General features: G+C 71.7%; 24 protein-coding genes. 8 read left to right on the top strand and 16 right to left on the bottom strand.

From position 1 onward, the window contains the following. The first annotated feature begins 22 nt into the window (after positions 1-22). Positions 23-1,066, top strand: a complete 1,044-nt coding sequence (locus ACR9ZK_RS10465; protein WP_481341842.1) for a molybdopterin-dependent oxidoreductase — start codon at positions 23-25, stop codon at positions 1,064-1,066. 216 nt (positions 1,067-1,282) lie between these two features. Beyond that, positions 1,283-2,161, top strand: a complete 879-nt coding sequence (locus ACR9ZK_RS10460) for a patatin-like phospholipase family protein (RefSeq protein ID WP_481341841.1) — start codon at positions 1,283-1,285, stop codon at positions 2,159-2,161. On the opposite strand, the gene ACR9ZK_RS10455 is transcribed toward ACR9ZK_RS10460, so the two are convergent. The 3 genes from ACR9ZK_RS10455 to ACR9ZK_RS10445 all read right to left on the bottom strand — a co-directional run bounded on the left by ACR9ZK_RS10455 (position 2,110) and on the right by ACR9ZK_RS10445 (position 3,547). After that, positions 2,110-2,628: an SRPBCC family protein gene (locus ACR9ZK_RS10455; RefSeq protein WP_481341840.1), complete on the bottom strand. Its 519-nt coding sequence runs from the start codon at positions 2,626-2,628 to the stop codon at positions 2,110-2,112. The two genes, ACR9ZK_RS10460 and ACR9ZK_RS10455, sit on opposite strands and share 52 nt — an antisense overlap. A 37-nt stretch (positions 2,629-2,665) precedes the next feature. Then, positions 2,666-3,277 (bottom strand): metallophosphoesterase family protein, encoded by a 612-nt coding sequence (locus tag ACR9ZK_RS10450; RefSeq protein WP_481341839.1) that lies wholly within the window; start codon positions 3,275-3,277, stop codon positions 2,666-2,668. A 99-nt stretch (positions 3,278-3,376) separates the two neighbouring features. Further along, a complete protein-coding gene (locus ACR9ZK_RS10445; protein WP_481341838.1) occupies positions 3,377-3,547 on the bottom strand; it encodes a hypothetical protein in 171 nt (56 codons plus the stop codon). Positions 3,548-3,829: 282 nt separating this feature from the next. Between ACR9ZK_RS10445 and ACR9ZK_RS10440 the strand changes: the two genes are divergently transcribed. Together ACR9ZK_RS10440 and ACR9ZK_RS10435 are read left to right on the top strand one after the other, a co-directional pair. Continuing rightward, complete coding sequence (locus ACR9ZK_RS10440; protein WP_481341837.1) at positions 3,830-4,399, top strand: NADPH-dependent FMN reductase; 570 nt, start codon at positions 3,830-3,832, stop codon at positions 4,397-4,399. A 200-nt stretch (positions 4,400-4,599) separates the two neighbouring features. Then, positions 4,600-5,571 carry a TerC/Alx family metal homeostasis membrane protein gene (locus tag ACR9ZK_RS10435; RefSeq protein ID WP_481341836.1) on the top strand — a complete coding sequence of 324 codons (972 nt, stop codon included), beginning with the start codon at positions 4,600-4,602 and terminating at the stop codon, positions 5,569-5,571. A gap of 6 nt (positions 5,572-5,577) precedes the next feature. Here the strand turns inward: ACR9ZK_RS10435 and ACR9ZK_RS10430 are convergent, their stop codons facing one another. Further along, complete coding sequence (locus ACR9ZK_RS10430; protein WP_481341835.1) at positions 5,578-6,798, bottom strand: amidohydrolase; 1,221 nt, start codon at positions 6,796-6,798, stop codon at positions 5,578-5,580. A gap of 39 nt (positions 6,799-6,837) precedes the next feature. Next, positions 6,838-9,690 (bottom strand): FAD-binding and (Fe-S)-binding domain-containing protein, encoded by a 2,853-nt coding sequence (locus ACR9ZK_RS10425; RefSeq protein ID WP_481341833.1) that lies wholly within the window; start codon positions 9,688-9,690, stop codon positions 6,838-6,840. Here ACR9ZK_RS10425 and ACR9ZK_RS10420 point away from each other — a divergent pair. After that, a complete protein-coding gene (locus ACR9ZK_RS10420) occupies positions 9,689-10,450 on the top strand; it encodes a GntR family transcriptional regulator (RefSeq protein ID WP_481341832.1) in 762 nt (253 codons plus the stop codon). The genes ACR9ZK_RS10425 and ACR9ZK_RS10420 overlap by 2 nt on opposite strands. A 42-nt stretch (positions 10,451-10,492) precedes the next feature. Next, the gene (gene serA, locus ACR9ZK_RS10415) at positions 10,493-11,701 is read left to right on the top strand and encodes a phosphoglycerate dehydrogenase (RefSeq protein WP_481341831.1); all 1,209 of its coding nucleotides are present in this window, start codon (positions 10,493-10,495) and stop codon (positions 11,699-11,701) included. A gap of 608 nt (positions 11,702-12,309) precedes the next feature. On the opposite strand, the gene ACR9ZK_RS10410 is transcribed toward serA, so the two are convergent. The 7 genes from ACR9ZK_RS10410 to ACR9ZK_RS10380 all read right to left on the bottom strand — a co-directional run bounded on the left by ACR9ZK_RS10410 (position 12,310) and on the right by ACR9ZK_RS10380 (position 20,066). Next, a complete protein-coding gene (locus ACR9ZK_RS10410) occupies positions 12,310-13,245 on the bottom strand; it encodes a mechanosensitive ion channel family protein (protein WP_481341830.1) in 936 nt (311 codons plus the stop codon). 151 nt (positions 13,246-13,396) lie between these two features. After that, complete coding sequence (locus ACR9ZK_RS10405; RefSeq protein WP_481341829.1) at positions 13,397-15,157, bottom strand: amylo-alpha-1,6-glucosidase; 1,761 nt, start codon at positions 15,155-15,157, stop codon at positions 13,397-13,399. Positions 15,158-15,171: 14 nt separating this feature from the next. Continuing rightward, positions 15,172-15,990 carry a carbohydrate ABC transporter permease gene (locus tag ACR9ZK_RS10400; RefSeq protein ID WP_481341828.1) on the bottom strand — a complete coding sequence of 273 codons (819 nt, stop codon included), beginning with the start codon at positions 15,988-15,990 and terminating at the stop codon, positions 15,172-15,174. A 1-nt stretch (position 15,991) separates the two neighbouring features. Continuing rightward, complete coding sequence (locus ACR9ZK_RS10395) at positions 15,992-16,963, bottom strand: carbohydrate ABC transporter permease (protein WP_481341827.1); 972 nt, start codon at positions 16,961-16,963, stop codon at positions 15,992-15,994. Between the two features lie 61 nt (positions 16,964-17,024). Further along, positions 17,025-18,290 (bottom strand): sugar ABC transporter substrate-binding protein, encoded by a 1,266-nt coding sequence (locus ACR9ZK_RS10390; RefSeq protein WP_481341826.1) that lies wholly within the window; start codon positions 18,288-18,290, stop codon positions 17,025-17,027. An 89-nt stretch (positions 18,291-18,379) separates the two neighbouring features. Then, complete coding sequence (locus ACR9ZK_RS10385; RefSeq protein WP_481341825.1) at positions 18,380-19,384, bottom strand: LacI family DNA-binding transcriptional regulator; 1,005 nt, start codon at positions 19,382-19,384, stop codon at positions 18,380-18,382. 109 nt (positions 19,385-19,493) lie between these two features. After that, the gene (locus ACR9ZK_RS10380; RefSeq protein WP_481341824.1) at positions 19,494-20,066 is read right to left on the bottom strand and encodes a TetR/AcrR family transcriptional regulator; all 573 of its coding nucleotides are present in this window, start codon (positions 20,064-20,066) and stop codon (positions 19,494-19,496) included. Between the two features lie 93 nt (positions 20,067-20,159). Here ACR9ZK_RS10380 and ACR9ZK_RS10375 point away from each other — a divergent pair, with 93 nt between their 5' ends. Beyond that, positions 20,160-20,324, top strand: coding sequence for a hypothetical protein (locus tag ACR9ZK_RS10375; protein ID WP_481341823.1), 165 nt, complete (start codon positions 20,160-20,162; stop codon positions 20,322-20,324). A gap of 144 nt (positions 20,325-20,468) precedes the next feature. Continuing rightward, positions 20,469-21,158: a DUF981 family protein gene (locus ACR9ZK_RS10370; protein ID WP_481341822.1), complete on the top strand. Its 690-nt coding sequence runs from the start codon at positions 20,469-20,471 to the stop codon at positions 21,156-21,158. 16 nt (positions 21,159-21,174) lie between these two features. Here the strand turns inward: ACR9ZK_RS10370 and ACR9ZK_RS10365 are convergent, their stop codons facing one another. The 4 genes from ACR9ZK_RS10365 to ACR9ZK_RS10350 all read right to left on the bottom strand — a co-directional run bounded on the left by ACR9ZK_RS10365 (position 21,175) and on the right by ACR9ZK_RS10350 (position 26,096). Next, positions 21,175-22,773 carry a GntP family permease gene (locus tag ACR9ZK_RS10365; RefSeq protein WP_481341821.1) on the bottom strand — a complete coding sequence of 533 codons (1,599 nt, stop codon included), beginning with the start codon at positions 22,771-22,773 and terminating at the stop codon, positions 21,175-21,177. After that, the gene (locus ACR9ZK_RS10360; RefSeq protein WP_481341820.1) at positions 22,770-23,324 is read right to left on the bottom strand and encodes a gluconokinase; all 555 of its coding nucleotides are present in this window, start codon (positions 23,322-23,324) and stop codon (positions 22,770-22,772) included. Before ACR9ZK_RS10360 ends, ACR9ZK_RS10365 begins: the two co-directional genes overlap by 4 nt. A gap of 99 nt (positions 23,325-23,423) precedes the next feature. Continuing rightward, positions 23,424-25,418 (bottom strand): S53 family peptidase, encoded by a 1,995-nt coding sequence (locus tag ACR9ZK_RS10355; protein WP_481341819.1) that lies wholly within the window; start codon positions 25,416-25,418, stop codon positions 23,424-23,426. Positions 25,419-25,679: 261 nt separating this feature from the next. After that, positions 25,680-26,096, bottom strand: coding sequence for a CBS domain-containing protein (locus ACR9ZK_RS10350; protein WP_481341818.1), 417 nt, complete (start codon positions 26,094-26,096; stop codon positions 25,680-25,682). Positions 26,097-26,211: the final 115 nt, after the last annotated feature.

Genomic DNA, 26,211 nt, shown 5'->3' with positions numbered 1-26,211 from the left:
TCCGTCGTCGGCAGCGTCAGATGTGTATAAGAGACAGGGTCTGATGGCGGTGTCGTCCCGGCCGAGCCGACGGACCAACCTCGGCCTCCTCGTGCTCCTGGCGGCGGCCTTCGCGACGGGCTGGCTGGCCTTCGGGGTCGAGGGCCCCGCGTCGAGGGCCGTCACCGTGGTCCACGGCGTCCTCGGGCTCGGCATCCTCGCCCTCAGCCCGTGGAAGGCGGTGATCGTGCGACGCGGCCTGCGTCGTCGACGCGGGCACGCCCTCGCGGTGGCGTTCGCCGTGGCCGTCGCCGTCTGCCTGCTCGCCGGCGTCGTGCACGCCACGCTCGGCCCGCTCGAGGTCGCGGGGGTCAGCGCCCTCACGGTGCACGTCGCCGCCGCCTTCGTGGCGGCACCGCTCGCACTGGTGCACGTGGTCCGTCGATGGCAGCGGCCTCGCGCGACCGACCTCTCCCGCCGAACGGCCTTGAGGGCGATCGCCGTCGGCGGGACCGCGGCCCTGGCGTACGGGGCGCTGGCGTCCGTCACGTCGGCGGCCCGTCTCCCGGGGGCTCGTCGCCGCGGGACAGGGTCCTACGAGGTCGGCTCGGGCGCTCCTTCCGCGATGCCGGTCACCCAGTGGTTCACCGACGGTGTGCCCCGCATCGACCCGGACGCCTACGAGCTGCTCGTCAGCCGGCCCGGCGAGCCGGTGCTGCGGCTCTCCCACGCCGACCTGCTCAGGCTGGGTGACGCGACGCAGTCGGCGATCCTCGACTGCACCGGCGGCTGGTGGGCCGAGCAGACGTGGCGCGGTGTCCGGCTGGACACCCTGCTCGGGACGCCCGACCCCGGGTCGATCGCCGTGCGCTCGGTGACCGGCTACACCCGGCGCTTCCCGTCCGAGGACGCGTCGAGGTTGCTGCTCGCGACGCACGTCGGCGGGCTGCCCCTCTCGCCCGGGCACGGCGCCCCGGTCAGGCTGGTGGCGGCCGGACGGCGGGGGTTCTGGTGGGTCAAGTGGGTCGAGCAGGTGAGCGTCGAACCGCAGCCGTCGTGGTCCCAGCCGCCGTTCCCGCTGCAGTGAACCGGTCCGGCCGACCACGCGGATGCCCGAGGGAGCGCCCGCTGTGGACCCATGCCAGGTGCGCCCCCTCCCGGCTGCTGTTCGAGATGACGACCACGACCACGTCCGGGGCGGTGGTTGCGTGCGTGCCGTTTCGGCCGGCGAGTGGATGGTGGTCGTCATCCGGGACGCCACCTGCTGCCTGGTCCTTCCCGGCCTGCTAGCGTGCGAGCGATCGTGACTCGTGCCCTGGTCCTCGCCGGAGGCGGAGCGGCCGGCAATGCCTGGGAGCTCGGCCTCGTCGCCGGCCTGTCCGATGCCGGCGTCGACGTCACCGAGGCCGACCTCGTCGTCGGCACCTCCGCAGGGTCGACGGTCGCTGCCCAGATCACCAGCGGGATCCCGCCTGCCGAGCTGTACGCCGCCATCCTCGCGGAGACGCCTCCCACGCGGGCCGGCAGCCGCGGAGCGGGGAGGGGACGCGCTCCCGGCGTCTCGGGCCCGAGCTACCTGGAGTGGTCCGACCGGATCATCGCCTCTGCCGAGGACCCGGCCGACATGCGCCGGAGGATGGGCGCCGCGGCGCTCGAGGCGGATGCGTCCGACGGCGCCGGTGCGGCCCGCTGGCGCGACGTCGTCGCCGCGCGTCTGCCCAGCCGGCACTGGCCGCAGCAACCGGTGCTCATCACGGCCGTCGATGCGCGCACCGGAGAGCCGGTCCTCTTCGACCGTTACAGCGGAGTCGAGCTGGTGGACGCCGTCGCGGCCAGCACCTCGGCCATGACGCCCTACCGCATCGGCGAGAACCGGTACCTCAACGGCGGCTACCGACGCAGCGAGAACGCCGACCTGGCGGCCGGGTACGGGCGGGTGCTGGTCCTGTCACCCTTCGGCGGCCGGTCCCGCATGCCACTGGAGTGGGGCATGGACCTGGCCAGCCAGGTCGCCGAGCTGCGCGCAGCGGGCAGCTCGGTGCAGACCGTCTTCCCGGACGCCCGCGCCGGTGCCGTGTTCGACGCCAACGCGCTGGATCCGTCGACGCGTCTGCCGGCCGCGCGAGGAGGCTACGCCCAGGGCCGGGACCTCGCCGAGTCGCTCGCCGAGTTCTGGCGCTGACGCCGGCGCTGGTCGGTCGCGAAGGACCGCTCGAGCGCCCGGAGGGTGCGGCTGCGCTCCCGGTCGACCAGCCACCGCGCGACAGGCAGCAGGAGCCGCATCACGCCGTACAGCTCCGCGACCGCGACGTGGTGGACCGTCGTGACATCCCCCTGGCCCTCGAGGACGTAGCCAGGCCGCGCCCGGGTCAGCGGGCGCCCGAACCAGCTCAACGTCTCGTCGAAGGCGATCCGCACCGGCGGCACCAGCTCGGTCACCTCACCCTCGAAGCGCCCCATCCAGGTGCGGTCGACATAGGTCGCGCCCTCCCCCAGCGGCAGCGCCGACGTCAGGTCACTCCCCCGGAACAGGCCGCCGTGGTGCAGCCAGCGCCGGTAGCCCGGCAGGTCGGCCAGACGCTCGAAGACCTCTGCGGCGGGCCGGTGGATCACCGTCTGCGACTCGAACCTGACCGTGCTTGCAGCCATCGTGACTCCTCGCCGCCCGGGGTGGACGGCTCCAACGCTAGGCACCTGACCGGCCCCGCGCACGAGAACCGACGGACCCCCGAACCGAGGCAGCGTGCGGGGCATCGTCCGGGGCATCGTCCGGGGCGGCGTCCGGCTGTGCCGGTGTCCGCCCGATCTCGTGCAGCACGACCGGCCCGAGCACGCCGTCGTGGACGGTGAGCGTCAGGTAGGTGCAGAAGGGCTGGCGTCGACGGTCGGTCGGTGACCCGGGGTTGAGCAGCCGCAGCCCCCTCGCCGAGGTCGAGTCCCAGGGGATGTGGCTGTGCCCGAAGACGAGGACGTCGAGCGTGGGGTAGCGCGCGTCGCACCGCTCCTCGCGCCCCGACGCCGGACCGGTCTCGTGCACGACGCCGACGCGCACCCCCTCGACCTCCACCTCGACGAACTCGGGCAGGCGTTCCCGCAGGGAGCCGTGGTCGTTGTTGCCCACGACCGCCACGAGCCGGCGGGCCCGTGCCTGGAGCTCGTCGAGCAGCGCGACGTCGACCCAGTCCCCGGCGTGGACCACCAGGTCGGCGTCGTCGACGGCGCGCCAGACCTGGTCCGGCAGGCCTTTGGCGCGCTTCGGCACGTGGGTGTCGGCCAGCAGGAGCAGTCGGGTCGTCATGCACCCCAGTGAACACCGCGAGCAGGGGACGGCCGCCCGCCGGAGTGGTCCCCGGCGCCACGCCCCACCGGCCGGCCCGGCGGCCTCGTCCGCGGCCGGTCAGGCGGGGCGGAGGAACCGCGCCGACACCCAGGCCTGGACGGTCGTCACCGTCCCTGCCTCGGCGACGACGTAGACGACGAGCGCGCTCCAGCCACCCGCGTCCGCGTCGCGGCGCCACTCGACCACCACGCCGGGCCAGGGGCCGGGATGGTCGGCGGGCCCCTCCACCCAGCAGTGACGTCGTCCCGCACCGCCGCCCGGGGCGGCGCCAGCCCCGGCACCGACGACCGGACGGTCCCGCAAAGGGGTCCCGCGCCCTCGCCTCATGCCGCCCGCCACCCCACCATTGTGCAGCCCGGTCGAACAGGTGTTCTACCACCGGCCAAACCGGATGACGTGCCCGCGACCGGGTAGGGAGCACCGAGCGCGTCGTCGCCGCCGACGCACCACACCGCCACCCCCGCACCACCACCGCGTCCACCACCCCACCACCACCTCAGGAGGCACGCCATGAGCACGTACACGGTCGGCTACTTCGTCGGGAGCCTGTCCTCCACGTCCATCAACCGCACCCTCAGCCAGGCGCTGATCCGGTTGGCGCCGCCCGACCTCGGGTTCACCGAGCTCCCGATCGGCAACCTGCCCCTCTACAGCCCCGACTTCGACGCCGACTACCCACCCGAGGCGCGGACCCTCAAGGCGTCGATCGCCGCCGCCGACGCCGTCCTGTTCGTGACCCCCGAGTACAACCGGTCCATCCCGGGCGCCCTGAAGAACGCCATCGACTGGGCCTCCCGTCCGTGGGGACAGAACTCGTTCGACCACCTGCCTGCCGCGGTCATCGGCGCGTCGCCCGGGGCGATCGGTACCGCGCTGGCCCAGCAGAGCCTGCGCGCCGTGCTGAGCTTCTGCAACGCGCGGCAGATGACGGCCCCCGAGGCCTACGTCCAGTTCCGGCCCGACGCCTTCGCCTCGGGCGGGGAGGTCAACGACGAGACCACCGCGTCGTTCCTCCGCGCCTTCATGGAGGAGTTCCGTGCCCATGTCGAGCGCGTGCTCACGGTCCTCCCGAGGCCCTGACGGGGACGGGCACGAGGACGGTCAGATCATGGACACCCGCTGAGCGGCGGGCGCCGACGCGATAGCGTGCCCCCCGGTGGAGGGGAGTACTCCCGAATCCGGACGTCGTCATCACGAACAGCCAGGCTGTTCCGGTGTCCGGGGCCGACTCGCTCGGCGGAGGAGACCTCCGGAGTTGTCACGTACCTCCGGAGGATTCAATGATCAGCGCTGTCCCCGTGCCCGTCTGGGTCGCCACCCTCGCGCTCCTTGCGGTCATCGTCTACGTCGACCTGCGGGTCATCGCCCGTCGTGGCGGCGAGGTCTCGCTGGGCCAGTCGGTCCGCTGGGTGACCTTCTACGTCTCCCTGGCCCTGGCCTTCGGTCTCGTGCTCGCCCTGACCGTGGGAGGTCGCACCGGCGCCGAGTTCTTCTCGGGGTACATCACCGAGTACAGCCTGTCGGTCGACAACCTCTTCGTCTTCGTCATCATCATGACGAAGTTCGCGGTCCCCTCCTTCGCGCAGGACAAGGTCCTCTACCTCGGGATCGTCATCTCGATGGTGCTGCGGGCCGTGTTCATCTTCGCCGGCGCAGCGCTCATCGCGGCGGCCTCGTGGACGTTCTACCTGTTCGGCATCCTGCTCATCTACACGGCCGTGACGCTGCTGCGCGAGCAGGACGAGCCCGAGTTCGGCGAGTACCGGGTGCTGCGCGCGATGCGTCGCGTCCTGCCGATGAGCCGGGACTACCACGGCGACCGGCTCTCGGTCCGGCAGGACGGCCGCCGCCACTGGACACCGCTGGTCATCGCGGTGTCGGCGATCGCGCTGGCGAACGTCGTCTTCGCCCTCGACTCCATCCCGGCCATCTTCGGCCTGACGCAGGACGCGTTCGTCATCTTCACGGCCAACGCCTTCGCCCTCATGGGGCTGCGGCAGCTGTACTTCCTCGTCGGCGGGCTGCTCGAGCGCCTCATCTACCTCAACGTCGGCCTGTCGGCGATCCTGGCCTTCATCGGTGCCAAGCTCATCATCGAGGCGCTGCACGGGTCGCACATCGACCACCTGGGGTCCATCCCGCTGCCGGAGATCGGCATCGCCACGTCGCTCGGGTTCATCGTCACGGTCCTCCTCGCGTCGGCCGCCGCGAGCCTGGGGAAGAACTGGCTCGACCAGCGCGCCACCTCCTGACGGGCGTCAGCCCGGGTCGGACAGGTGGCTGAGGGCTGCGACGACGAGCGCGGCGGTCCCGGTGTCGAGGGTCGGCTGGATGAGCGGGGCGAAGTACGGCGAGTGGTTCGGCGGGGCGTCCGCGCCGGCCGGGAAACCGCCGATGCCCCAGTAGCAGTAGGGTGCCCCGAACGCGTCGGGCAATCGGCTGAAGTCCTCGCTGGCAGTGACCCGCCCCAGGTCGACGACCCGCTCGCTGCCGAAGTGCTCCCGGAAGGCCCCGGTGACGACGGCGGTGACGCCGGCGTCGTTGCTCGTCAGGGGGTACCGGTCGTAGTACTCGAACACCGGCGGTCGGGGGGAGCCGGCACCGTCGCACTCGGCGCGGACGATCCGCTCGACCGCCGCGAGCACGTGCTCGCGGACCGACTCGTCGTAGGTCCGGACGTTGACCAGCAGGACCGCCTGGTCCGGGATGATGTTGCTCTTCGTCCCGGCGACGCTGCTGCCCACGGTCACGACGGCGAACTCCCCCGGCCTGGTCTCCCGGGCGACGATGGTCTGCAGCCGCAGGACGACCGACGCCGCGAGGACGACCGGGTCGACGGCGAGGTGCGGCATCGACCCGTGGGATCCCTTGCCGTACAGGGTGATCCGGATGCTGTCCCCCGCCGACATGACGGGGCCCGACGCGGTCCCGACCGTGCCCGCCTCGAGTCCGAGGACGTGCTGGCCGAACGCCACGTCGGGCCTGGGGATCACCTCGGCGAGCCCGGCGTCGAGCATCCCCTGCGCGCCGGCGGCGGTCTCCTCGGCGGGCTGGAAGAGCGCGACGACGGTGCCGGCCCACGCCTCGGCACCGGATGCGAGCAGGTCGGCGGCGCCGAGGAGGCAGGCCACGTGGACGTCGTGCCCGCACGCGTGCGACACGCCCACCTCGGCCCCGGTGGCGTCCGTCGCGGTCCGGCTCGACGCGTACGGCAGGCCGGTCAGCTCCGTGACGGGCAGCGCGTCCATGTCGGCGCGGGCGAGCACGACCGGCCCGGCCCCGTTCTCCAGCGTGCCGACGACGCCGCCGCCGACCCGGCGGACGGCGTAGCCCATGGCACCGAGGCGGCGGGCGACCTCGGTGGCCGTCCGCTCCTCCTGCCCGCTCAGCTCGGGGTGGGCGTGCAGGTCCCGGTAGACCTCTTCCTGCCACTCCCTGGTCGCGGCACGTCGTGCGAGCACCGCCTGGGTCCGGTCCATCGCTCCCCCTCGGTGGGTGGTGGCTGAGGACCTCTCAGGCTACGCGCGGTTCCTGCCACCCGACCGTGGCCCGGACCCAGGCGTCCCGGCCGCTGCCGGGTCGAGCAGCTGGGCGAGGTGCTGCGCGGGCCGGTCCCGCAGGTCTCCCACCTGCGTGCGGCAGGAGAACCCGTCGGCGAGCACGACGGCATCGGGCGCCGCGTCGATCGCGGGGAGCAGGTTCTGGTTCGCGACGGCCAGGGAGACGTCGTAGTGGCCGACCTCGACGCCGAAGTTGCCGGCGAGCCCACAGCACCCCGGCAGGGTCTGCACGGTCGCGCCGGTGGCGGCGAGCAGGTCGGCGTCCGTCTGCCAGCCGAGCACGGCATGGTGGTGGCAGTGAGGCTGGGCGATGACCTGCGTCCCGGTGAGATCGGGACCGGTCCAGCCCGGGGTCTGGGCGAGCAGCTCGGCGAGCGTGCGGACCTGGGAGGAGACCAGGGCTGCGTCCTCGTCGCCGGGGAGCAGCTCGTGGACGTCCGAGCGCAGCACCGCCGTGCACGACGGCTCGATCCCGACGATGGGCACACCGGCGCGCGCATCTGCCGCGAGCGCCGCGACGGTCCGGCGCAGGATGCCCTTGGCGGAGTCGAGCTGCCCGGTGGTGATCCATGTGAGGCCGCAGCACACCGAGCGGCTCGGCAGCCGCGGCTCGTACCCGGCGTGGCGCAGCACTCGCACGGTCGCGTCGGCCACCTCTGGTGAGAACGCGTCGGTGAACGAGTCGGCAAACAGCACAACGGGTTTCAGGTCCGAGGCCTCCGACCTGAAGGTGCGCCGGAAGGGACGCCGGGGGAACGCCGGGATCGAGCGGCGTCGGTCGACGCCCGCCAGCCACAGCGCCACCGGGCCGAGCGCGGGGAGCGTCAGCGCCCGGTTGGCCAGCCCCGGTACGCGGCCCGCCAGCCGGGCCCACATCGGCAGCTTGCCGAGCGTGTAGTGGGAGCGAGGGCGCAGCCGGCGACGGTAGGTCTGGTGAAGCACCTCGGACTTGTACGTCGCCATGTCGATGCCGGTCGGGCAGTCCGACGCGCAACCCTTGCACGACAGGCACAGGTCGAGCGCCTCGTGCACCGACGGGTGCGACCACGGCAGCTCGCCGCGCACGACGTCCTGCAGGACGCGGGCGCGGCCCCGGGTGGAGTCCTTCTCCTCCCGCGTCGCCAGGTACGAGGGGCACATGACACCGCCGGCCGCCGCGTTGTCGGCACGGCACTTGCCGACGCCCGTGCACCGGTGCACCGCCTGGGCGAGGTCGCCGTCGTCGTGCGGGTAGGCCATGGCCAGGCCATGGAGCGGGAACCGGCCCGCGGGTCGCACGTCCCGGTCGAGGGGGTCCGGGTCGACGAGCACGCCGGGGTTCAGCAGGTTCTCCGGGTCGAAGGCGTGCTTGATACCGCCGAACAGGGCGATCGCGTCGGCCGAGTACATGTGGGGCAGCAGCTCCGACCGGGCCCGTCCGTCGCCGTGTTCACCCGACAGGGAGCCACCGAACCCACCGACCAGCCGCGCTGCCTCGGTGAGGAACTCGCGCAGCACGGTGGTCCCGTCGGGCCGGTCGAGCGGCACGTCGAGCCGGACGTGCATGCAGCCGTCGCCGAAGTGGCCGAACGGCGCCGACGTCAGGCCGTACGAGCCGACGAGCTCGTCGAAGGCGGCGAGGTAGTCCCCCAGGCGCTCGGGCGGCACGGCCGCGTCCTCCCAGCCGGGCCAGGCCGGCTTGCCCGACGGGGCGCGTCCGGCCAGCCCGGCGCCGTCCTCGCGGATCCGCCACAGGCGTGCCTGCACCGCGCGGTCCTCGACGATGACGGCGTCGTCGGCGAGCCCCTCCCCCGCCAGGCGTCGCGCCCGGGCCGCGACCTCGCCCAGCTCGTCGCCGGCGAGCTCGACGAACAGCCACGCCCGCCCTCGCGGCAGCGGAGGGATCGCGTCCGGGCCGCGGCGAGCGCGCAGCACGTCGATGAGGCGGGAGTCCAGCCCCTCGCAGGCGGTCGGCCCGTGCGCCACGACTGCGGGCGCGGCCCGCCCGGCGGCGACGATGTCGCGGAACCCGAGGGCGACGACGACGCGGACGGGCGCGTCGACGACGAGTCTCACGGTGGCCCGCGTGATGACCCCGAGGGTTCCCTCCGAGCCAACGAACGCCTGGGTGAGGTCGAACCGCTCGGGCAGCAGGTGGTGCGCGGCGTACCCGGAGACCTGCCTGTCGAACCTGTCGAGCTCGGTGCGCGCCGTCGCCAGGTGGCGGGACATGACGGTCCGCAGGCCGGACACCACGGCGTCGGCGCCCCGGGCGAACGGGTCGCCCGTCTCGTCGTAGCCCGTGGACAGAAGATCGCCGGCCGCGGTCAGCAGGTCGAGAGCCGCCACGTTGTCGGAGGTGCGCCCATACGTCAGGGACCGCGAGCCGCACGCGTTGTTGCCGATCATCCCCCCGATCGTGCAGCGCGGGTGCGTCGAGGGGTCGGGCCCGAACCGGACACCGTGGGGGGCGACCGCCCGCTGCAGCACGGCGTGGACCGTTCCCGGCTCCACCACCGCCGTACGCGTGTCGGGGTCCACCGACAGCACCCGGTTCATGTGCCGGGAGAAGTCGAGCACGACGCCGCGTCCGACGGCGTTGCCCGCCACGGACGTCCCGGCGCCTCGCGAGGTGACGGGGACCCCCGTCTCGCGGGCCACGGCGAGGGTGGCAGCGACGTCCTCGACGCCACGTGGGCGCACGACGGCCAGGGGTGGGATGCGGTACAACGAGGCGTCCGAGGCGTACATGCTGCGGGTCCCCGCGTCCGCCCGGACCTCGAGCCCGGCGCCGGCCAGGGCGGACACCACGTCGGCGGAGGGTTCGACCATGGGTAACATGTTACTCATGGTCCGGCTGTCCCTCCCGCACGGCGCGTCCTCTCTTGCCGACGCCGTCGTCGACGCCGTGCGCGCGGGCATCATCGCCGGCGAGCTCGTCCCGGACGACACGTACTCCGTGTACCAGCTCGCGGACCTCCTCGGGGTGTCCCGCAGCCCGGTCCGTGAGGCGCTGCTGCGACTGGCGGAGGCCGGCCTCGTGCAGATCAACCGCAACCGCGGGTTCCGGGTCCTGACCCCGCAGGCCCACGACATCGACGAGATCATCGACATCCGTCTCGCGCTCGAGCCGGTCGCGGCCCGCCGTGCAGCGGAGCACGGCGGCGAGGCCGAGCACGCCGGCATCCGTGCAGCCTTCGAGGCGATGACGGCGGCGACGACGGCCGAGGACCGGTTCTGGGTCGCCGACCACACCCTGCACGACCGTCTGATGCGGGCGGGGGGCAACCAGCGCGCCGCCGCGATCATCGACCGACTGCGAGCCACGACGGCCCTGCTCGGCCCGCCGACCACCGCAGCCGGGCGGACGCTGCCGGAGATCTGTGCCGAGCACGAACCGATCGTCGCCGCGATCCTCGACCGCCGGGGAGCCGACGCCGAGACGGCGATGCGCCGCCACCTCGAGCACACCGGGGAGCTGCTGACCCGCACCCTGCACCCTCCCGCGCCCGGGCTCGAGCCCGTCTCACCGGGCGCACGAGACCACGTCCCGGCCGCCGGCTGGGGCACCCTGAGACCGACAGCACCATGAGTACGGCCGTCCCGCGCTGACGGGAGGCCAGAGGAGACAAGCGTGAAGGTACTGCTGCTGGAGAACGTCCACCCCGTCGCCCCGGAGACGTTCCGCCGTCACGGGTTCGACGTCGAGGTCCGACCCGGGTCCTTGCACGAGGCCGAGCTCGTCGAGGCCCTGCAGGGGGTCGCCGTGCTCGGGATCCGGTCCAACACCAAGGTCACCCGCGCGGTCCTCGACGCGGCCCCCGACCTGCGCGCCATCGGCTGCTTCTGCATCGGCACCAACCAGGTCGACCTGACGCGGGCGACCGAGCTCGGCATCGGCGTCTTCAACGCCCCGTTCTCCAACACGCGCAGCGTCGTCGAGCTCGTCATCGGGGAGATCCTCGCGCTGGCCCGCCGGCTCCCCGAGAAGACCCAGCGGATGCACGACGGGATCTGGGACAAGTCGGCCAAGGGCGCCTACGAGACGCGTGGCCGCACGCTCGGCATCGTGGGCTACGGCAACATCGGCACGCAGCTGTCCAACGTCGCCGAGGCCATCGGCCTGCGCGTCGTCTTCTTCGACACCGCCGACCGGCTCGCGCACGGCAACGCGCGCCGCATGGGCTCGCTCGACGAGCTGCTCGAGGAGTCCGACTTCGTCAGCATCCACGTCGACGGCCGGCCCGGGAACGCCGGCCTGTTCGGGCCCGAGCAGTTCGCCCGGATGAAGCCCGGCTCGGTGTTCATCAACGCCTCGCGCGGCATGGTGGTCGACGACCAGGCCCTGCGAGACCACATCCTCAGCGGGCACCTGTCGGGCGCGGCGATCGACGTGTTCCCGATCGAGCCCAAGGCCCAGGGCGACCCGTTCGACTCGCCCCTGCGCGGGCTCGACAACGTCATCCTCACGCCGCACGTGGGAGGCTCGACGAAGGAGGCGCAGGAGGAGATCGGCTCGTTCGTGGCGGGCAAGCTCACCGGCTACCTGGCCACGGGCGCCACCGCGCTGTCGGTCAACCTGCCCCAGGTGGCGCCGGCGCCACGCGAGGGTGCCTTCCGGGTGGCCCTCCTGCACCGGAACGTGCCGGGCGTGCTCGCCTCGATCAACAACCGGCTTGCCGAAGCCGGCGCCAACATCGTCGGGCAGTCCCTCGCGACGCACGGTGAGCTGGGCTATGTCGTCACCGACACCGACGTGCCGGTGAAGGAGGAGACCCTCACATCGCTGCGTCAGGCCGCCGAGGTCGTCCACTTCGAGGCCTGGGACGGCGTCTCGGAATGACCTGCGGGGCGTGCGCTCGGGCCGGGTGACCAACCCGCCCGGGCGCGCCCGCCGGCGCGCTGTGCGCCACCCCGAAGCACCCCCGGGGCCCTCTTGCCACCGCTCGATGCCGAGTGCTATATGAGATTTAGTCCACGCACCAGAGATCCCACTCCCCGGGATCGGGTCGATGAACGAGCATCCGCAGCGTCGAGGCGTTGATGGAGGTGTCGACATGCTGCTGCGAGCCACCTCACCGTGTTCCGGCGTCGGTGACCACAGCACCACTCGGACCGACGCGGACCGGTTCCTCGAGCTGGTCTGCTCGGACCCGGACCTGGTCCGGGCCGAGTTCGAGGCGATCGTCGTCGCCGAATGGCCGGAGGAGAGCGTCGCCCCGGCGCCACCTCCCCCGAGCCGCATACCGCCGTACCGCGACGGCGGGAACGGTCCCGGGAGTCCGGCGCCGTGGCTCGAGGACCGCGAGGGTGGACGGCCGAGACGGTCACGAGGGCCGTACGTACGACGGTGGGCTCGGGAGCGCTCCCCGCCGCAGACGCGCCGGCCCACCTGCCGGCGTTCGGACCTCTCGCCACCCCCGACGACCGCACGAGGGGGTTTTTGTGCCTTCAGTGCCGGGGATCGTACCCACCCTCGGTGCCGTACACCTCGGTCGAGCCCCCAGCGGGCGCCGAGCCCCCGGCGGGCCGAGCCTGGTACACGTCGTCGTTCGCCTGCGAGCGTGTGGGCGGCGGGACCTCGTCGTCGACCGTGGAGGACCACGAGGACGAGCCGGCTGCACCGGCGCCGGCCGGCGCCTCGTACGGGTCGTACGGGTCGTACGGGTCGCGGACCGCGCCGGCCTGCTCGCGACGCGACGACTGCTGCACCTGCTCACGGATGCGGCCCGACTCGTGGGACATCCGCTCCAGGTACTGCTCCCAGCGTGACTGCATCGGGCGCACCAGCCCACCACCGACGCCGACGACGAGGATGCCGCCGATGGTGGCGAGCACCGTGATGAGCACCGGGGTCGTGACCGTGGTGGCGATGCCGACCTGGTTGAGCGCCGCGATGATCCCCAGACCCAGGATGAACACGCTGGCGATGGTGGCCAGCACGCGCCCGTAGGACAGGCCCCCCAGCGCCGTTCCGATCAGATCACGCACCGCGGCCGCGATGGCCGCGGCCACCACGACGATGATGATCGCTACGATCGCCTTGGGCAGGAACGCGATCACTCCGGTGATCAGGTCACTGATCGGGTTCGGCCCGAAGACCCCGAACGCCAGCTGCAGGACGAACAGCAGCAGCGCGTAGTAGACGAGCTTGCCGACGATCGTGGACGCGTCGTACCGGCTGCGCGCCAAGGCCTTCTCGATGCCGCCGCGCTCGACGGCGCGGTCGAAGCCGACCCGCTCGAGCACCTTGTCGACCGCCTTGCCGATCGCCTTGGCGATGAGCCAGCCGACGAGCAGGATGACGAGGAAGGCCACGAACTTCGGGGCGAACAGCACGATCGAGCGCCACAGGTCCGTCAGGGTCGAGCTCACGTTGTCAGTCATGGTCGTGCTCCCTACGGGTCGCCAACGGAACGAGGTCGACATACCCATCGCACCGTCGAGTGCACCGCTGGGCACGGGGAGGCCGGCGGGCGCCCGCCGTACGCAGGTCCTGGTCGGTCTCGCCTGACGACCGCGCCGGAGCCCGGGCGTGTCAGGCGGCAGACCCTCGGACGTGGTCGGCGGCGAACAGCAGGTAGACCGCGGCCGTCCACGTGTAGGCGCGGTCCCGCAGGCCGGCGCCGCTGCGGGCGTCGAAGTTCTCGGCGAAACCGGAACGCTCGCACAGCGCGCGGAACCGGGCACTCACGGTGTCGGCCAGCTCGGTCGTTCCACTGACGCGCAGTCCGTCCTCGATGAGCGCGGTCGACGGCGCCCAGATCGGCCCACGCCAGTAGCCGTCGTCCTCGTAGCGGGCCGACGTCACCGGCTCCGTCGCGAGCCCGTGCTCGGTGAGGTGCTCCTCGACGCGAGCCGCGAGCCGGTCACGGATCTCTGCCGGCAGGTATGGGCCGAGGACGAGGGGCAGCAGGTTGAGCAGGCTGGTCGACGTGCTCGCCCGACCTGAGAGCACCCCGCGCGCGATGAACTCCCTTCCGGTCCAGAGCTGTTCGAGGAGGGCGGCCAGCAGCCGGTCACGAGCGCCCCGCCACTCCGAGGACGGGTGGCCGAGCTCGTCGCAGAGCTCGGCGAGCACGTCGAGCTGGAGGACGAGGAAGGCAGCGAGGTCCGGCGCCTCCACGACGCGGTCCACGTCGAAGGTCGTCGCGTTGTCCCAGCCGCTGTCGTTGCCGTGCTGGTAGTAGGGCAGCTCGTGCCCCGGCCGGCGGCGGTGGTCCAGCCAGAAGCTGCTCCACCGGGCCAGGCCCGTGTGGATCTGCTCGAGCTCGGGGCGGGTGAGTGCGCGCTCGCTCCGGGCGCGCAGCCGCCGGAGGGCCCACCCGTGGATGGGCGGCTTGACGTAGTTGTAGAGCACCTCCGAGTGGGTGACGGAGTCGGGCAGCGCTCCGCAGGTGTCCTGGTGGTCGAAGGGTGCGAGGAACTGGTCGACGGCGGCGTCCACGGCTCCCGGCGCCAGGGCCAGGGCGTTGAAGCAGTGGTCCCAGCTCCACAGCTTGTCCATCCAGTGCTTGGACATGAGCACGGACTCCCGGCGGAGCAGCCCGCTGCCCGCCACGGTGGCCGACCACAGCACGTAGGCTGCGCGGGCCGCGGCCGGGGTCCGTTCGTCGCGCCAGGGGGCGACGGCGTCGAGGTACTCCCGGAAGTCCGTCCACGAGGCGCTCACCACCTCCTCGAACGACGGGCCGGCGGTGGACGTCTGCTGCGACGTCGCCTCCCGCACCTCGGCCTCCCAGGGCTCGCCGTCCGCGCCGACGAGCACCGAGCGGGACGCCGTCCCCAGCGCCTCGGCCCCCTCGGTGTCGCAGGCGCCGTGCAGGACGCGGACCCGGTAGCGGTGCCCGGTCTCGTAGCTGGTGAACACGGCTGCGCCGTCGCTCGGGTCGGTGAACAGGTAGGTGCCCGTGAACGGCGTCAGTGCCGCCGCGGCGTCGGCGACACGAAGGGCCAGCCCCACCCCGCGCAGCCGCAGCACGTCGTCCCCGGCGAAGGCCGCGTCCACGGTGCCGTGCTCGCTCCGCCAGGTGAAGCGCGCGGGGTCTGCGACCCACTCCGCGTCGACGGGCGTGCCGTCGACCTCGGGGCTCAGGGCCAGGACGCCGTGGAACCCGTTGCGGTGCGAGACGAGGTGGATGGTGTCGGTCGTCCGGTGCAGGGCCGTCACCGGAGAGAGGTTGAGCCAGCTGCCACGCCGGGAGAAGGGGATCTCCCGGACGTCGAACCCGAGGTCCTCGGCCGGCGCCGAAGGCTGGGGGTCGCGGCCGCTGAGGGTCGTGGAGTCGCGGGGGGGCATCGAGATCGTTGGTCCTAGTCCTTGACGGCTCCCGCCGTCACGCCGGCGGCGACGTACCGCTGGGCGACGACGAGGAGGATTGCGGTCGGGATCGAGGCGACGACCGCCGTCGCCATGAGCGGCCCCCACTCCTGGTTCTGGGAGCCGATGTAGTCGTAGAGGCCCATCGTGATCGGCCTCAGCCGTCCGCCTTCCCGGTTCAGGGTGGAGGCGAAGATGAAGTCCGACCAGGCCCAGAGGAAGGCGAAGAGCGAGACCGTGACGGCCGCGTTCCGCGAGATGGGCAGCACGACGCGGCGGAACGTCGCCCAGCTCGACGCCCCGTCGACGGCAGCCGCCTGGAGCAGCTCGCGCGGGATGCCGGCCATGAACGTCTCGAAGAGCATGACGGCGAACGGGATCGCGATGGTCGAGTCGGCGATGACGAGTCCCGGGACGGTGTCGAGGACGCCCAGCTGGACGTAGATGGTGTAGAACCCGAGCGCCATGACGACGGCCGGGACCATCTGCGCGACGATGAGCACGAAGTTGAAGAGGCGACGCCCGGGGACGAACAGGGACGACAGGGCGTAGGCGGCGGGCGCGGAGATGACCAGCGTCAGCGCCACCGTGCCGACCCCGACGAGCAGGCTGGTCCCGAGGTAGGGAAGCTGGTCGCGAAGGACGACGGCGTAGTTGTCCAGCGTGAACGCCCGCGGGACGAGGTCGCCCTGCCGGATGGCCTGACGCTGCGTGAACGACACGTTGACCATCCAGTAGAGCGGGAAGAGCATCACGGCGGTCAGGACCAGGCCGATGGCGGTCTTCCACCACCTGCGGTCGACGGTTCGCACCTCAGGCCTCCTCGTGCCGCTGCACGGCCAGGTAGACCAGACCCATGAGCAGGGCCGTGAGGAGCAGGATCGTCCCCACCACCGACGCCTGCGAGTACTGGATGACGGCCGACGTCCCCTTGCCGAAGGCCATGCCGTACGCCCAGGTGGCGAGCGTCTGCGACGACCCGGTGCCGGTCGTCATGATCCAGATGATGTCGACGACCTTGAGGGTGTAGACGAACCCGAGCAGCAGGGTGATCGCCGTGACCGGTCGGAGCAGCGGGAAGGTGATCGAGCGGAACCGCCGCCAGGGTCCGGCCCCGTCCAGCTCTGCGGCCTCGTACAGGTCCTTGGGGATGTTCTGCAGCCCGGAGTAGAGGATGACGAGGTTGAAGGGCACGCCGAGCCAGATGTTGGCCAGGGTCACCGCCCACAACGAGTTGTCGGCGTTGAGCCACCAGACCGGGTCGATGCCGACCACCCCGAGCAGGCGGTTGAGGATCCCCGAGTCGGCGTCCATCATCCACTGCCACGTCGTGGCCGAGACGATGATCGGCAGCAGCCACGGCACGAGGAACAGGCCACGCAGAACGGTCGAGAGCGGGAAGCTGCGGTAGAAGAAGGTGGCCAGCGCCAGGCCGATCGCGTACTGGAAGACGAGCGAGACGACGACGAAGACGGCGGTGTGCTGCACCGTCGGCCAGAAGTGCGGCGAGCCGATGACCTGCTTGTAGATGTCCAGCCCCGCGAAGGGCGCTTCGCCCGTGACGTACGTCGCCCGGGTGAAGCGCCGCAGGCTCATCGAGACGTTGACGACGAGGGGGTAGGCGTAGAAGACCACCAGGTAGATGACGATGGGGGCGACGAAGAGCATCCCGGCGACCCGCTGCCGGCGCCGTTGGCGCCCTCGGGGGCGCGATGCGGTGCGGTCGGCTGTCGGCGTGGCCCGTTGTCCGACCTGCTGGATGGGTGTCGCGGTGTGCTGGCTCATGGGGAACTCCTGCTGCTGGTGCTCGGGGTGGGCGGACGCTGCCGCCCACCCCGTGGCGGGTTCAGCCCTGCGCCGCCTGGGCGGCGGTCTTGAAGGCCTCGGCCACCTTGGCCGAGTCGCCGGCGGCGTTGAGGGCGGTCTGCTCCGCTTCTGACAGCGCCGCCGACGTCTTGAGGTAGTCCGTCCCGAGGTCGGTCGTGCGGCCCTGGGCGCTGTTGATCGCGTCGGCCCACGGCTTGTAGACCGGTGTGGACGCGATCTGCTTCTCGCGCGTGGCCTTGCTGGCAGTGAAGTAGCCCAGCATGTTGTCGGTCTTGATCTGCTGGTCCGCGCCCAGGAGGCAGCTGATGACGTGCTTGGCGGCGGCGTAGTGGCCCGAGCTGTTGTCCTTGTGCAGCGGCACGACACCGAACTCGCCCCCGGTCGGGACGGGCGCCGCCTGACCGCCCTTGCCGGGGATCGGCATCATCGCGATGGGGAACTTCTGCTTCGCGGCCGCCGCCGCGAACCACGAGCCGTTCTCCGCGAAACCGTAGTCGCCGGTGAGGAACAGGTCCCACGACGCCGACTGGTTGTCGGTGGTGGCCGACTTCGGGGCGTAGCCCTTGGCGACCCAGTCCGAGACGAGCTGGCCTGCCTGCGTGGCCTGCGCCGAGCCCACGTCCTTGAGGTTCGCGCCGGCCCCCCAGAACCACGGCAGGAACTGGAACGTGCCCTCCTCGCCGGGCAGCCCGGCGAAGGTGATGCCCTTGTGTCCCGCGGCCGTGACCTTCTGCAGCGCGGCGTTGAGGCTGGGCCAGTCCGTGATGCTCGTCGGGTCGACGCCTGCGTCCTTGAGGACGGCCTTGTTGTAGTAGAGCCCGAGCGTGTTGGCCCCGATCGGCACACCGTAGGTCTTGCCGTCGACCGTGCCCGGCCCGGCGAGGTTGGCGTCGGCGTCCGTCGCCGTGATGCCGACCTGGTCGATCGGGACGAGCAGCCCGGAGGCCGACGCCTCGGGGACCGCCGGGTTGTCGAGGAACACGACGTCGGGGGCGTGGTCCTCGCGGACGGCCGTGGTCAGGTTGTTGATGAGGTCGGTGTTGGGGGCAGCGGTCCGCTTGATGGTGGCGCCCGCCGGCGCACACGCCTGGACGTACTTGGCCCAGTCCGAGGTGTCGTCGTACTGGGGGTAGGGGTCCCAGAAGCCGATCGTCGTGACCGCCGCGGAAGGCCCGCCGGAGGGGGAGGCTGAGCCCGCCGAACCGCCGCAGGCCGCGAGGGACGCGGCCACGGCTGTCGCGAGGAGGATGCCTGACGTCCGCCGGACCGGTGGTGTGGTGCGCATGTGCTGTCCTTTCACATCTTTGTGGTTGGAGTGGTGGTGAACCGGTTCGATACCGACGTCACCGGCAAGGGGTCGGCGATGGAGGCCGCCTAGCGGGTGCTGCCGCGGTCGCGCAGGACCGGGGCGACGAACCGGACGATGGGCGGGCCCGCCTCCGGTGCGTTCGTGATCCGGGCGATGAGCTGCGAGACGGCCCTGTTGCCGAGCTCGGCGGCGGCCGACTCGACAGCCGTGAACGGGAGGGAGAACTCCTCGCCGAAGTCGCGCGAGTACAGGCTGACGACGCTGAGGTCCTCCGGGACGCGCACCCCACGGTCACGCAGGATGGCCGGCAAGGCGGCGATCGTGGCGTCGTTGTGGACGATGAGCCCTGTCGCGCCGGGGTGCGCGTCGAGGATGCCGTTGACGGTGCTGGCGATCGCCGGACCCCGGGACTCGCCGTGGTACACGTGGATCTGCTGGCCGTAGCGGGCCGCCCGCTCGACGGCCGCATCGCGGAAGCGCCAGGCGTACGTGCCGCCACGCTCGACGACGTGGAGCGGAGGCGCGATGAGCATGAGCTCGCGATGACCGCGCTCGTGCAGGTGGTCGACGAGCATGCGGGCCGCCTCGCCGAAGTCGAGGTCGATGACGTCCAGACCAGCGGTGTCGCGGGGCAGGCCGATCAGTGCGCTCGGCTTCGCCACCGAGCGCAGCGCCGGTAGCCGCGGGTCGGCGGCCGTGACGTCGAGCAGGACGATGCCGTCGACCATGTTGGAGTCGGCGATCCGGTGGATGGCCGACTCCCCGTCCGGGTCGGTGACCATGAGGATGTCGTAGCCGAGCTCGCGAGCCCGGGTGGAGATCGGCAGGATGTACTGCAGCATCGCCGGGGCGAACTCGTCCTGGTGGAACTGCAGGAGCAGCCCGAGCACCATCGTCTGCGACGTCGCGAGCGCGCGGGCCCCGGCGTTCACCGTGAACCCGAGCTCCGTGATCGCCTGCTCGATCCGCTGGCGCGTGTCGGGCGAGATGGTCCGCTTGCCGGACAAGGCGTACGAGACCGTGCTGCGCGAGACACCCGCGTGCCGGGCTACGTCCCCGATGGTCGTCATTCACCTCTCGCTTTCTGTCGAACCGGTTCGACACAGTGTCGACCCCGGTGCAGCCGCCGTCAAGAGGGCATCCGCAGAAGTTCACCGCGCCGGCCGGAGGCCGCGGCGGTCAGGCGGACGGCGGACGAAGGCCCTGCATCAACAGGTCGACCACGCGGTCGGCCCACCCGCGCCGAGCCCGGCCGTGCTGCAGCAGCTCCCCGAGGTAGGCACCGAAGGCGAGGCCGGCGAGCGCCTCGCCGTCGGTGCCGGGTCGGATCCGGCCGGCCGCGATGTCCGCGTCGATCTCGACCTGGAGTGACTCCAGCCGGGCCACGAGGAGGGCTCGCAGCGCCGCGCTGAACGCCGGGTCCGAGTCGGCGAGCACGGACGCGACCGCCCCGCGGCCGAGCTGCCTCTCCACGAGGTCGAGCGCCTGCTCGAGGACCCAGCGCACCTTCGCCTCGACGGGCAGGTCCGGCGCCGGCACGGGCGCGTCGCCCAGCAGGGCGAGGGTCGCCCCCATGAGCGCCTCCCGGTTCTCGTACCGCCGGTAGACGGTGGTGCGGGCGACACCGGACCGGGACGCGACGGCGTCGATGTGGACACCATCGGCCCCCTGCTCCTGCAGCAGCTCCAGGGCGGCCCCGGCGATCCGGCGGTCCGTGTTCGGGTCGCGGGGTCGACCGCGTGCAGGCGTCATGCCGCTCCTTCCGGGAACAAATGAGAGACCATTATCGCTACACCTACTGTAGCGATAATGGTGAGGGACGTCCTCACCAGGAAGGAGCCCATCATGACCCCCGGCGAGGCACTCGTCCCGGCCGTCATCGCCATCGTCTTCGTCGTCGCCTGGTTCGTCGTCGGCGTCATCGACGCGACCCGCGACGATCCCCCCGTGCAGCGGGTCGAGGCGGACCGTCGCGCGGCCCGGGCGGAGACGCATGCACACCGTCGCTGACCGAGTTGCGCTCGGCCACAGAGGTGCCCGCACCGCGGGCACCCAACCGCCCCAACAGGAATTGCAACGCAGAAGACACCACGACAGACAACGCAACGACAGACGGCCGAGTCCCCGTCCGTCGAAGACAGGAGGACGGACGACATGATCGTCTACAACGAGCTGGTCGCCATCAGCGCCGGAGCCGGGCTACTGGGTTTCGCCTGGTTCCTGGTCCATCTCATCCGCGGCAAGCGCATCGACAGCGAGGGGTGGGCCGCCTTCTTCGGCGTCACGGGACTGCTCCTTCTCGTGCTCGGGCTGCACACCACCGTGACCTGGCCGTTCGGCGGTGACGGTTTCGAGTACGCCAACATCGCCTTCGGCCAGCCCGCGGCTGGTTTCGGTGCCCTGCTCCTGTTCGCGGCCGTCTACCTGTGGCGTCACCGGACGCTGTTCGCAGGCGATGCGGATGCGGCGGGCACGGCGGCCCTGCGGGCCCTGAAGCCGGTCGCCGTCTTCGTGGGCGCGCTCGGCCTGGCGATGGGCGTGCTGGCCATCACCTTCGTCCGCTTCCAGCTCGGCGCCGCTCCGCCGGAGGAGCCGATCAGTGGACGCGTCGGCCACCTGCCGCTTCTCGAGGCGCTGTTCCTCGGCGGCCTGTGGGGCATCGTCGCGATCGGTGCGCTGCTGTTCGCCGTCGCCCAGCTCACCGACCGAGCAGCCTTGCTGCTCTGGGCCGTTCGCTCCTGGTTCGTGGGTGGCGCGGTCTTCCTCCTGTTCGGCGCGATGAACTTCTACACGCACATCGGCATGTACTACAACATCGCCCACGGGACCTCGCACCTGTGGTGAGCCCGAGGCATGGGAGCTACACGACGATGCTCAGCACCATGACCAGCGCAAAGCCGACGACCGAGATGACGGTCTCCATCACGGACCACGACTTGATCGTCTCCCCCACCGTCAGGCCGAAGTACTCCTTGACGAGCCAGAACCCGGCGTCGTTGACATGGCTGAAGAACAGCGAGCCGCACCCGATGGCGAGGACGAGGAGGGCCAGGTGGCTGGTGCTGAGCGTGGACGCGAGCGGGCCGACGATCCCCGCCGCGGTGATGGTCGCCACCGTGGCCGACCCGGTGCCGAGCCGGATGAGCACGGCGACGAGCCAGCCGAGCAGGAGCACGGAGATGTTGACCCCGGTGGCCCAGTCCTTGATGACGTTGCCGACGCCGGCGTCGATGAGCGTCTGCTTGAAGCCGCCACCGGCGGCGACGATGAGGATGATCGCTGCGATCGGCGGGAGGCTCGCGCCCACCGACCCGCTGGCCTCCTCCTTCGTCATGCCGGAGCGCAGGCCCAGCGCCAGGTAGCAGAACAGGACCGCGATGAGGAGGGCGACGGTGGGGGTGCCGAAGAAGTCGACGACCTTGCGGACACCGCTCTTCGCGTCGGTCACGAGGAGCTTGGTGATGGCGTCGATGAGCATGAGCGCCACAGGCAGGGTGATGCCGACGATGGCGGCGCCGAAGGACACCCGTCGCCGGCCCGGCGCCAAGGGGGCCTCGAGGTCGTCGAACGTGGCGACGGGCCCGGTCCGCCGGGCCGTGCGCGCGGCATCCTCGTTGCCCGGCGCGCCTCGTGCCGCCTGGGGGCCCGGCCGTGCGGGATCCCCGCCGGCCCGGACGCCCTCGGGCTCGCGCCGATCCCCGACCCCTGCGGCCCCGGCGCCGCTCGCGACCGTCACCGGAACTCGCGTCTCGGTGTCGACGAACTTGGGGACCCAGCGATCCACGTAGCGGGCGAGCACGGGCCCCGCGACGATGACCGTCGGGATGGCGATGATGATGCCGTAGAGCAGGGTTCGGCCGAGGTCGGCGTTCAGGAGGCCGATCGCCGTCAGCGGTCCCGGGTGCGGTGGCACCAGACCGTGCAGGACGGACAGTCCGGCGAGGGCGGGGATGCCGATGCGCATCAGGGACAGGCCGGTCCGGCGGGCCACGAGGATGATGACCGGGACGAGGAGGACGACCCCGACCTCGAAGAACAGCGGGAGGCCGAGGATCGCTGCGATCGCCGCCATGACCCACGGCAGCCGCCCGGGCCCGACGCGGCCCACCATGGTCGACACGATGCGATTGGCACCGCCGGAGTCCTCGAGCAGCTTGCCGATCATGGCCCCGAGGGCGATGAGGACGCCTACGGAGCCGGCCGTGCTGCCGAAGCCGTCGAGGAAGCTCGCGACGATGTCGCCCGGCGGCATGGTCGCCACGGCGCCGAGGACGGCCGAGCCGAGCATGAGCGACAGGAAGGGGTGGACCTTGGCGACGGTGATGAGCAGGACGACGGCGAGGATGCCGAGGATGCAGGCGGCGACGAGCTGCCCGTCACCCGCGTAGGGCACCTTCGGGGGATCCGCCGGCAGGGCGAGGACGAAGGACTGGGGTGCAGTAGTCGGGTGCAGGATCATGCCGTGGTGTCCTTTCGCAGACCGAGGGCGGACAGGGCTCGGGCGAGCACCTGGGCTGCGGTGCCCTCGTTCGTCACCGTGGTACCCGGTTCGTCGTCGTCCAACGGTTCGAGCGTCGCGATCTGGCTGGGCAGGAGTGAGGCCGGCATGTAGTGCCCCGCACGATGCTCCATGCGGTCGCGAATGACGTCCGGGGCGGCGGTGACATGCAGGAAGCGCACGTGCGGGCGGTCGCGACGCAGGAGGTCGCGGTAGGCGCGGCGCAGCGCCGAGCAGGTCACGACGGCCGACTCCCCCGCCGCCTCCTTGGCGCTGATCCAGCTGCCGATCGACTCGAGCCAGGGCCAGCGGTCCGCATCCGTGAGCGCCTGCCCGCTCCGCATCTTCGCGACGTTTGCCTCCGAGTGGAACGCGTCCCCCTCGGCGAACTCCCACCCCATGACGGTGGAGATGCCCTTGGCAACCGTCGTCTTGCCACTGCCGGACACCCCCATGACGATGACGACATCGGGAACGGTGGTCGGCCTCACGGCCGCAGCTTCGTCGACCATGCTCACGAACCTAGCCCGACTTCCCGGCCGGAGGGCGGGTCCGCCGCTCGGGTTGAGCGGCGGACCCTCCGAGGGCGACCGGGTGACCCGGTCGCAGGCTCAGCCTCCGTAGCCGCTGACCGCGCTCAACCAGGCGGTTCCGGCAGGTGACCCGACACCGGTGACGTCGTCGTAGCCGGGCCTGACGTGGATCGTCAGGGGCTCGTCCCAGTCGAAGGTGCGGGTGATGTAGGTGTATCCGTCGGTGCCGTTCTCGGAGTTGACGAAGTTGACCCGGATGGCTCCCGGGTACGTCGAGCGGAGGCTCTTCGTCACGTCGTACGACACGGTGCGGGCCGCGTACAGGGCCGGGTTCGCCAGCCCGTAGCTGCCGTGGTTCTGGACGGCCAGGGCGAACATGCCCGCGTACAGCGGCGAGGACAGGCTCGTGCCCCCGATCCGGTACTCGTCGTAGTAGGTGCCGTCGGAGAACCGCTGGGTCTGCCCGACGAGCATCCCGGTGTTCGGGTCACCGAGCGCCGAGACGTCAGGGACGACGCGCGCCGCCGGGGCGGTCCCGTGGTAGGTCGCGATGCTGTTCGGCACGACGCCCTGCTGGTACCACGGCTGGGCGAACAGCCGGCTGGTCCCGCCGCCGCCACCGTAGAGGTAGGACAGCGGTCCCCACGACGACGTCGTCCTGCTCCACGTGCTGGTTCCCGTCTGCCAGCCGAGCTCGAACAGGCGGGTGTCGGCCTGCGTCACGCCCATCGAGGTCCCGCCGACCGCGGTGACCCACGGGCTCGACGCCGGCCAGTCGGGGCTCGGCGTGGCGGAGGCGTCGCCGAAGGTCTCGTCGCCGCTGTCGCCCGAGGAGAAGAACAGGCTGATGCCCTCCGCTGCCGCCTGGATGTACGTGTCCTCCTGCGGCTTGACGTAGCCGGGAGGCAGCGCCTCGCCGGCGTACCCGTAGGAGTTGGTGACGATGTCGGCCAGGTGCCGGTCGACCACCCTGTTCATGACGGCGTCGAGGTCGCGGTAGTTGTTCGGCGAGCCCACGTAGACGATGTCTGCACCCGGGGCCATGGTGTGCACGGCCTCGATGTCCAGGGTCTCCTCGCCGCTCCAGCCCTCCGGGTCCTGTCGGGGGTTCTGCGGGCGGACGAAGGTGCCCGGTGCGACGACCTGGCTGAAGTGCCCGGCGATCGGCGGGAGACCGTGCCGGCGTGAGTACTCGGTCACGTCGTTGACGACGGTCGGCGAGGCGTAGGCGTCGATGACGGCCACGGTCACGCCCGTCCCGTCGTTGCCCGAGCGGATCGCCCCGGTCAGGCCGTACGCGCCCTGCAGCTGGGTACCGGCGTACCCGCACGGGGCGAAGGCCGTGACGGAGTGGGCCGTCACGGTGCCGGCCGCGTTGTCCGACCACGGGCCGGGTGTCAGCACCGTGCCGTCGGGGGTGGGTGTGTTCGAGATCGTCTTCTGGCCCCAGTACTGCGAGCACGGCGGGGCGTTGCGGAACCCCGCGGGCGGCGATGCGTCGGTGTGGACGAGGTTGGCCGACTCGTCCAGCCCGATCACTCCCTGGATCGAGCTCAGCGCGGAGGGCACCGACAGGGCGGACGTGTTCGACCGCATCGTCTGGCCCTTGTAGCGGAACGTCGCGAAGGAGGTGTGGAACGCCGTCGACGCCGCCGCGACCGTGCCGACCGCCTCGACGTACTTGTTGTTGTCGGGGACGACGCCGACCGTGAAGCCCTGGCTGCGCAGCCACGACTCGACCCGCGCGACGTCGGCGTCCGTCGGGCTGAACCTGGCACGGAACTGGGCGGGAGTGAGGAACTTGCCGTAGAGCGCGCTGCCCTTGGTCGAGACGGCACGGGCGTACGCCATGGCGCCCGCGGCGTCGTGGTTGCGCAGGTAGACGCGGAATCCGACCCGCTGTGAACCACTGGCCGGGCCGACCCGGTGGGCCGCCGTGGCCCAGGTCGGCAGGCTGCCGGGCAGCGCGGTGCTCCCACCGCTGGTGCCGGCCGCCGAGGAGGCGATGCCGGCGCTCGTCACCAGGGCGGCCACCGCCACCCCGACGAGCGGGATCCTTCGAAGCGATCGCACGTGTGCTCCTTTGTCGGAACCCAGGGCCGCGGACTGCTTCACGACCACGTGGAGATGCGATCTCAGTGGACTCCCCTGCCGAGCCCGTTGACAAGCCCTGCGCGAACGGGACCACCGCCCGCAACGCCGTCAGGGCCCGACGGGCGATGGTCGACGCGGACGCCGGCGCGCGACGGCACCGGCGGTGGGGGCGCGCCGTCGTGCTGCCCAGGCCCACCGCCGGTGCCGGTCGCGACGCCGAGCGTCGTCGCGACCGGCGTCTCAGCCCTCCGAGATGGCCTTGACGAGGTCGCCGGCCGCATCGTCGGGCAGTGCCCGCGCCAGGTCGGCCTGGCTGAGCATGCCGACCAGCTGATGGCCGTCGATCACCGGGAGGCGCCGCACCCGGTGCTCGCTCATGGTGCGCAGCGCCTCTTCCAGGGAGTCGTCCGCACCGATGGTCACGGGCTTGCCCTCGGCGAGTGAGCCCGCCGTCGTCGACTCGGGGTCGAGTCCCTCGGCGACGACCTTGATGACGATGTCACGGTCCGTGACCATGCCCTTGAGCCGGTCGTCGGTCCCGCAGATCGGCAGCGAGCCCACCTGCAGCTCCTTGAGTCGCTGGGCGGCCTCACGGATGGTGTCGTTCTCGCCGATGCACTCCGCACCGGCGGTCATTGCTTCGCGTGCTGTAGTCACAGGCGTCCTCCTTCGGAACCAGTTCGGACTCAGCCCGGTGCCCGAGTGCGCGGTGCACCGAGCCGTCAGCTCCCATACCTGTCTCTTATACACATCTGACGCTGCCGACGACGGA

This window comes from Monashia sp. HAY1-5C, from assembly GCF_056755255.1.
Note: the sequence above shows the minus strand (reverse complement) of the source record. Positions and strands in the feature narration are given on the sequence as shown.

Excerpts from the sequence above, each read along its gene's own strand:
- ACR9ZK_RS10455 (WP_481341840.1), bottom strand. The coding sequence starts at position 2,628 with ATGGCTGCAAGCACGGTCAGGTTCGAGTCGCAGACGGTGATCCACCGG.
- ACR9ZK_RS10450 (WP_481341839.1), bottom strand. The coding sequence starts at position 3,277 with ATGACGACCCGACTGCTCCTGCTGGCCGACACCCACGTGCCGAAGCGC.
- ACR9ZK_RS10440 (WP_481341837.1), top strand. The coding sequence starts at position 3,830 with ATGAGCACGTACACGGTCGGCTACTTCGTCGGGAGCCTGTCCTCCACG.
- ACR9ZK_RS10435 (WP_481341836.1), top strand. The coding sequence starts at position 4,600 with ATGATCAGCGCTGTCCCCGTGCCCGTCTGGGTCGCCACCCTCGCGCTC.
- ACR9ZK_RS10430 (WP_481341835.1), bottom strand. The coding sequence starts at position 6,798 with ATGGACCGGACCCAGGCGGTGCTCGCACGACGTGCCGCGACCAGGGAG.
- ACR9ZK_RS10420 (WP_481341832.1), top strand. The coding sequence starts at position 9,689 with ATGGGTAACATGTTACTCATGGTCCGGCTGTCCCTCCCGCACGGCGCG.
- ACR9ZK_RS10425 (WP_481341833.1), bottom strand. The coding sequence starts at position 9,690 with ATGGTCGAACCCTCCGCCGACGTGGTGTCCGCCCTGGCCGGCGCCGGG.
- ACR9ZK_RS10410 (WP_481341830.1), bottom strand. The coding sequence starts at position 13,245 with ATGACTGACAACGTGAGCTCGACCCTGACGGACCTGTGGCGCTCGATC.
- ACR9ZK_RS10405 (WP_481341829.1), bottom strand. The coding sequence starts at position 15,157 with ATGCCCCCCCGCGACTCCACGACCCTCAGCGGCCGCGACCCCCAGCCT.
- ACR9ZK_RS10395 (WP_481341827.1), bottom strand. The coding sequence starts at position 16,963 with ATGAGCCAGCACACCGCGACACCCATCCAGCAGGTCGGACAACGGGCC.
- ACR9ZK_RS10390 (WP_481341826.1), bottom strand. The coding sequence starts at position 18,290 with ATGCGCACCACACCACCGGTCCGGCGGACGTCAGGCATCCTCCTCGCG.
- ACR9ZK_RS10385 (WP_481341825.1), bottom strand. The coding sequence starts at position 19,384 with ATGACGACCATCGGGGACGTAGCCCGGCACGCGGGTGTCTCGCGCAGC.
- ACR9ZK_RS10380 (WP_481341824.1), bottom strand. The coding sequence starts at position 20,066 with ATGACGCCTGCACGCGGTCGACCCCGCGACCCGAACACGGACCGCCGG.
- ACR9ZK_RS10375 (WP_481341823.1), top strand. The coding sequence starts at position 20,160 with ATGACCCCCGGCGAGGCACTCGTCCCGGCCGTCATCGCCATCGTCTTC.
- ACR9ZK_RS10370 (WP_481341822.1), top strand. The coding sequence starts at position 20,469 with ATGATCGTCTACAACGAGCTGGTCGCCATCAGCGCCGGAGCCGGGCTA.
- ACR9ZK_RS10365 (WP_481341821.1), bottom strand. The coding sequence starts at position 22,773 with ATGATCCTGCACCCGACTACTGCACCCCAGTCCTTCGTCCTCGCCCTG.
- ACR9ZK_RS10360 (WP_481341820.1), bottom strand. The coding sequence starts at position 23,324 with ATGGTCGACGAAGCTGCGGCCGTGAGGCCGACCACCGTTCCCGATGTC.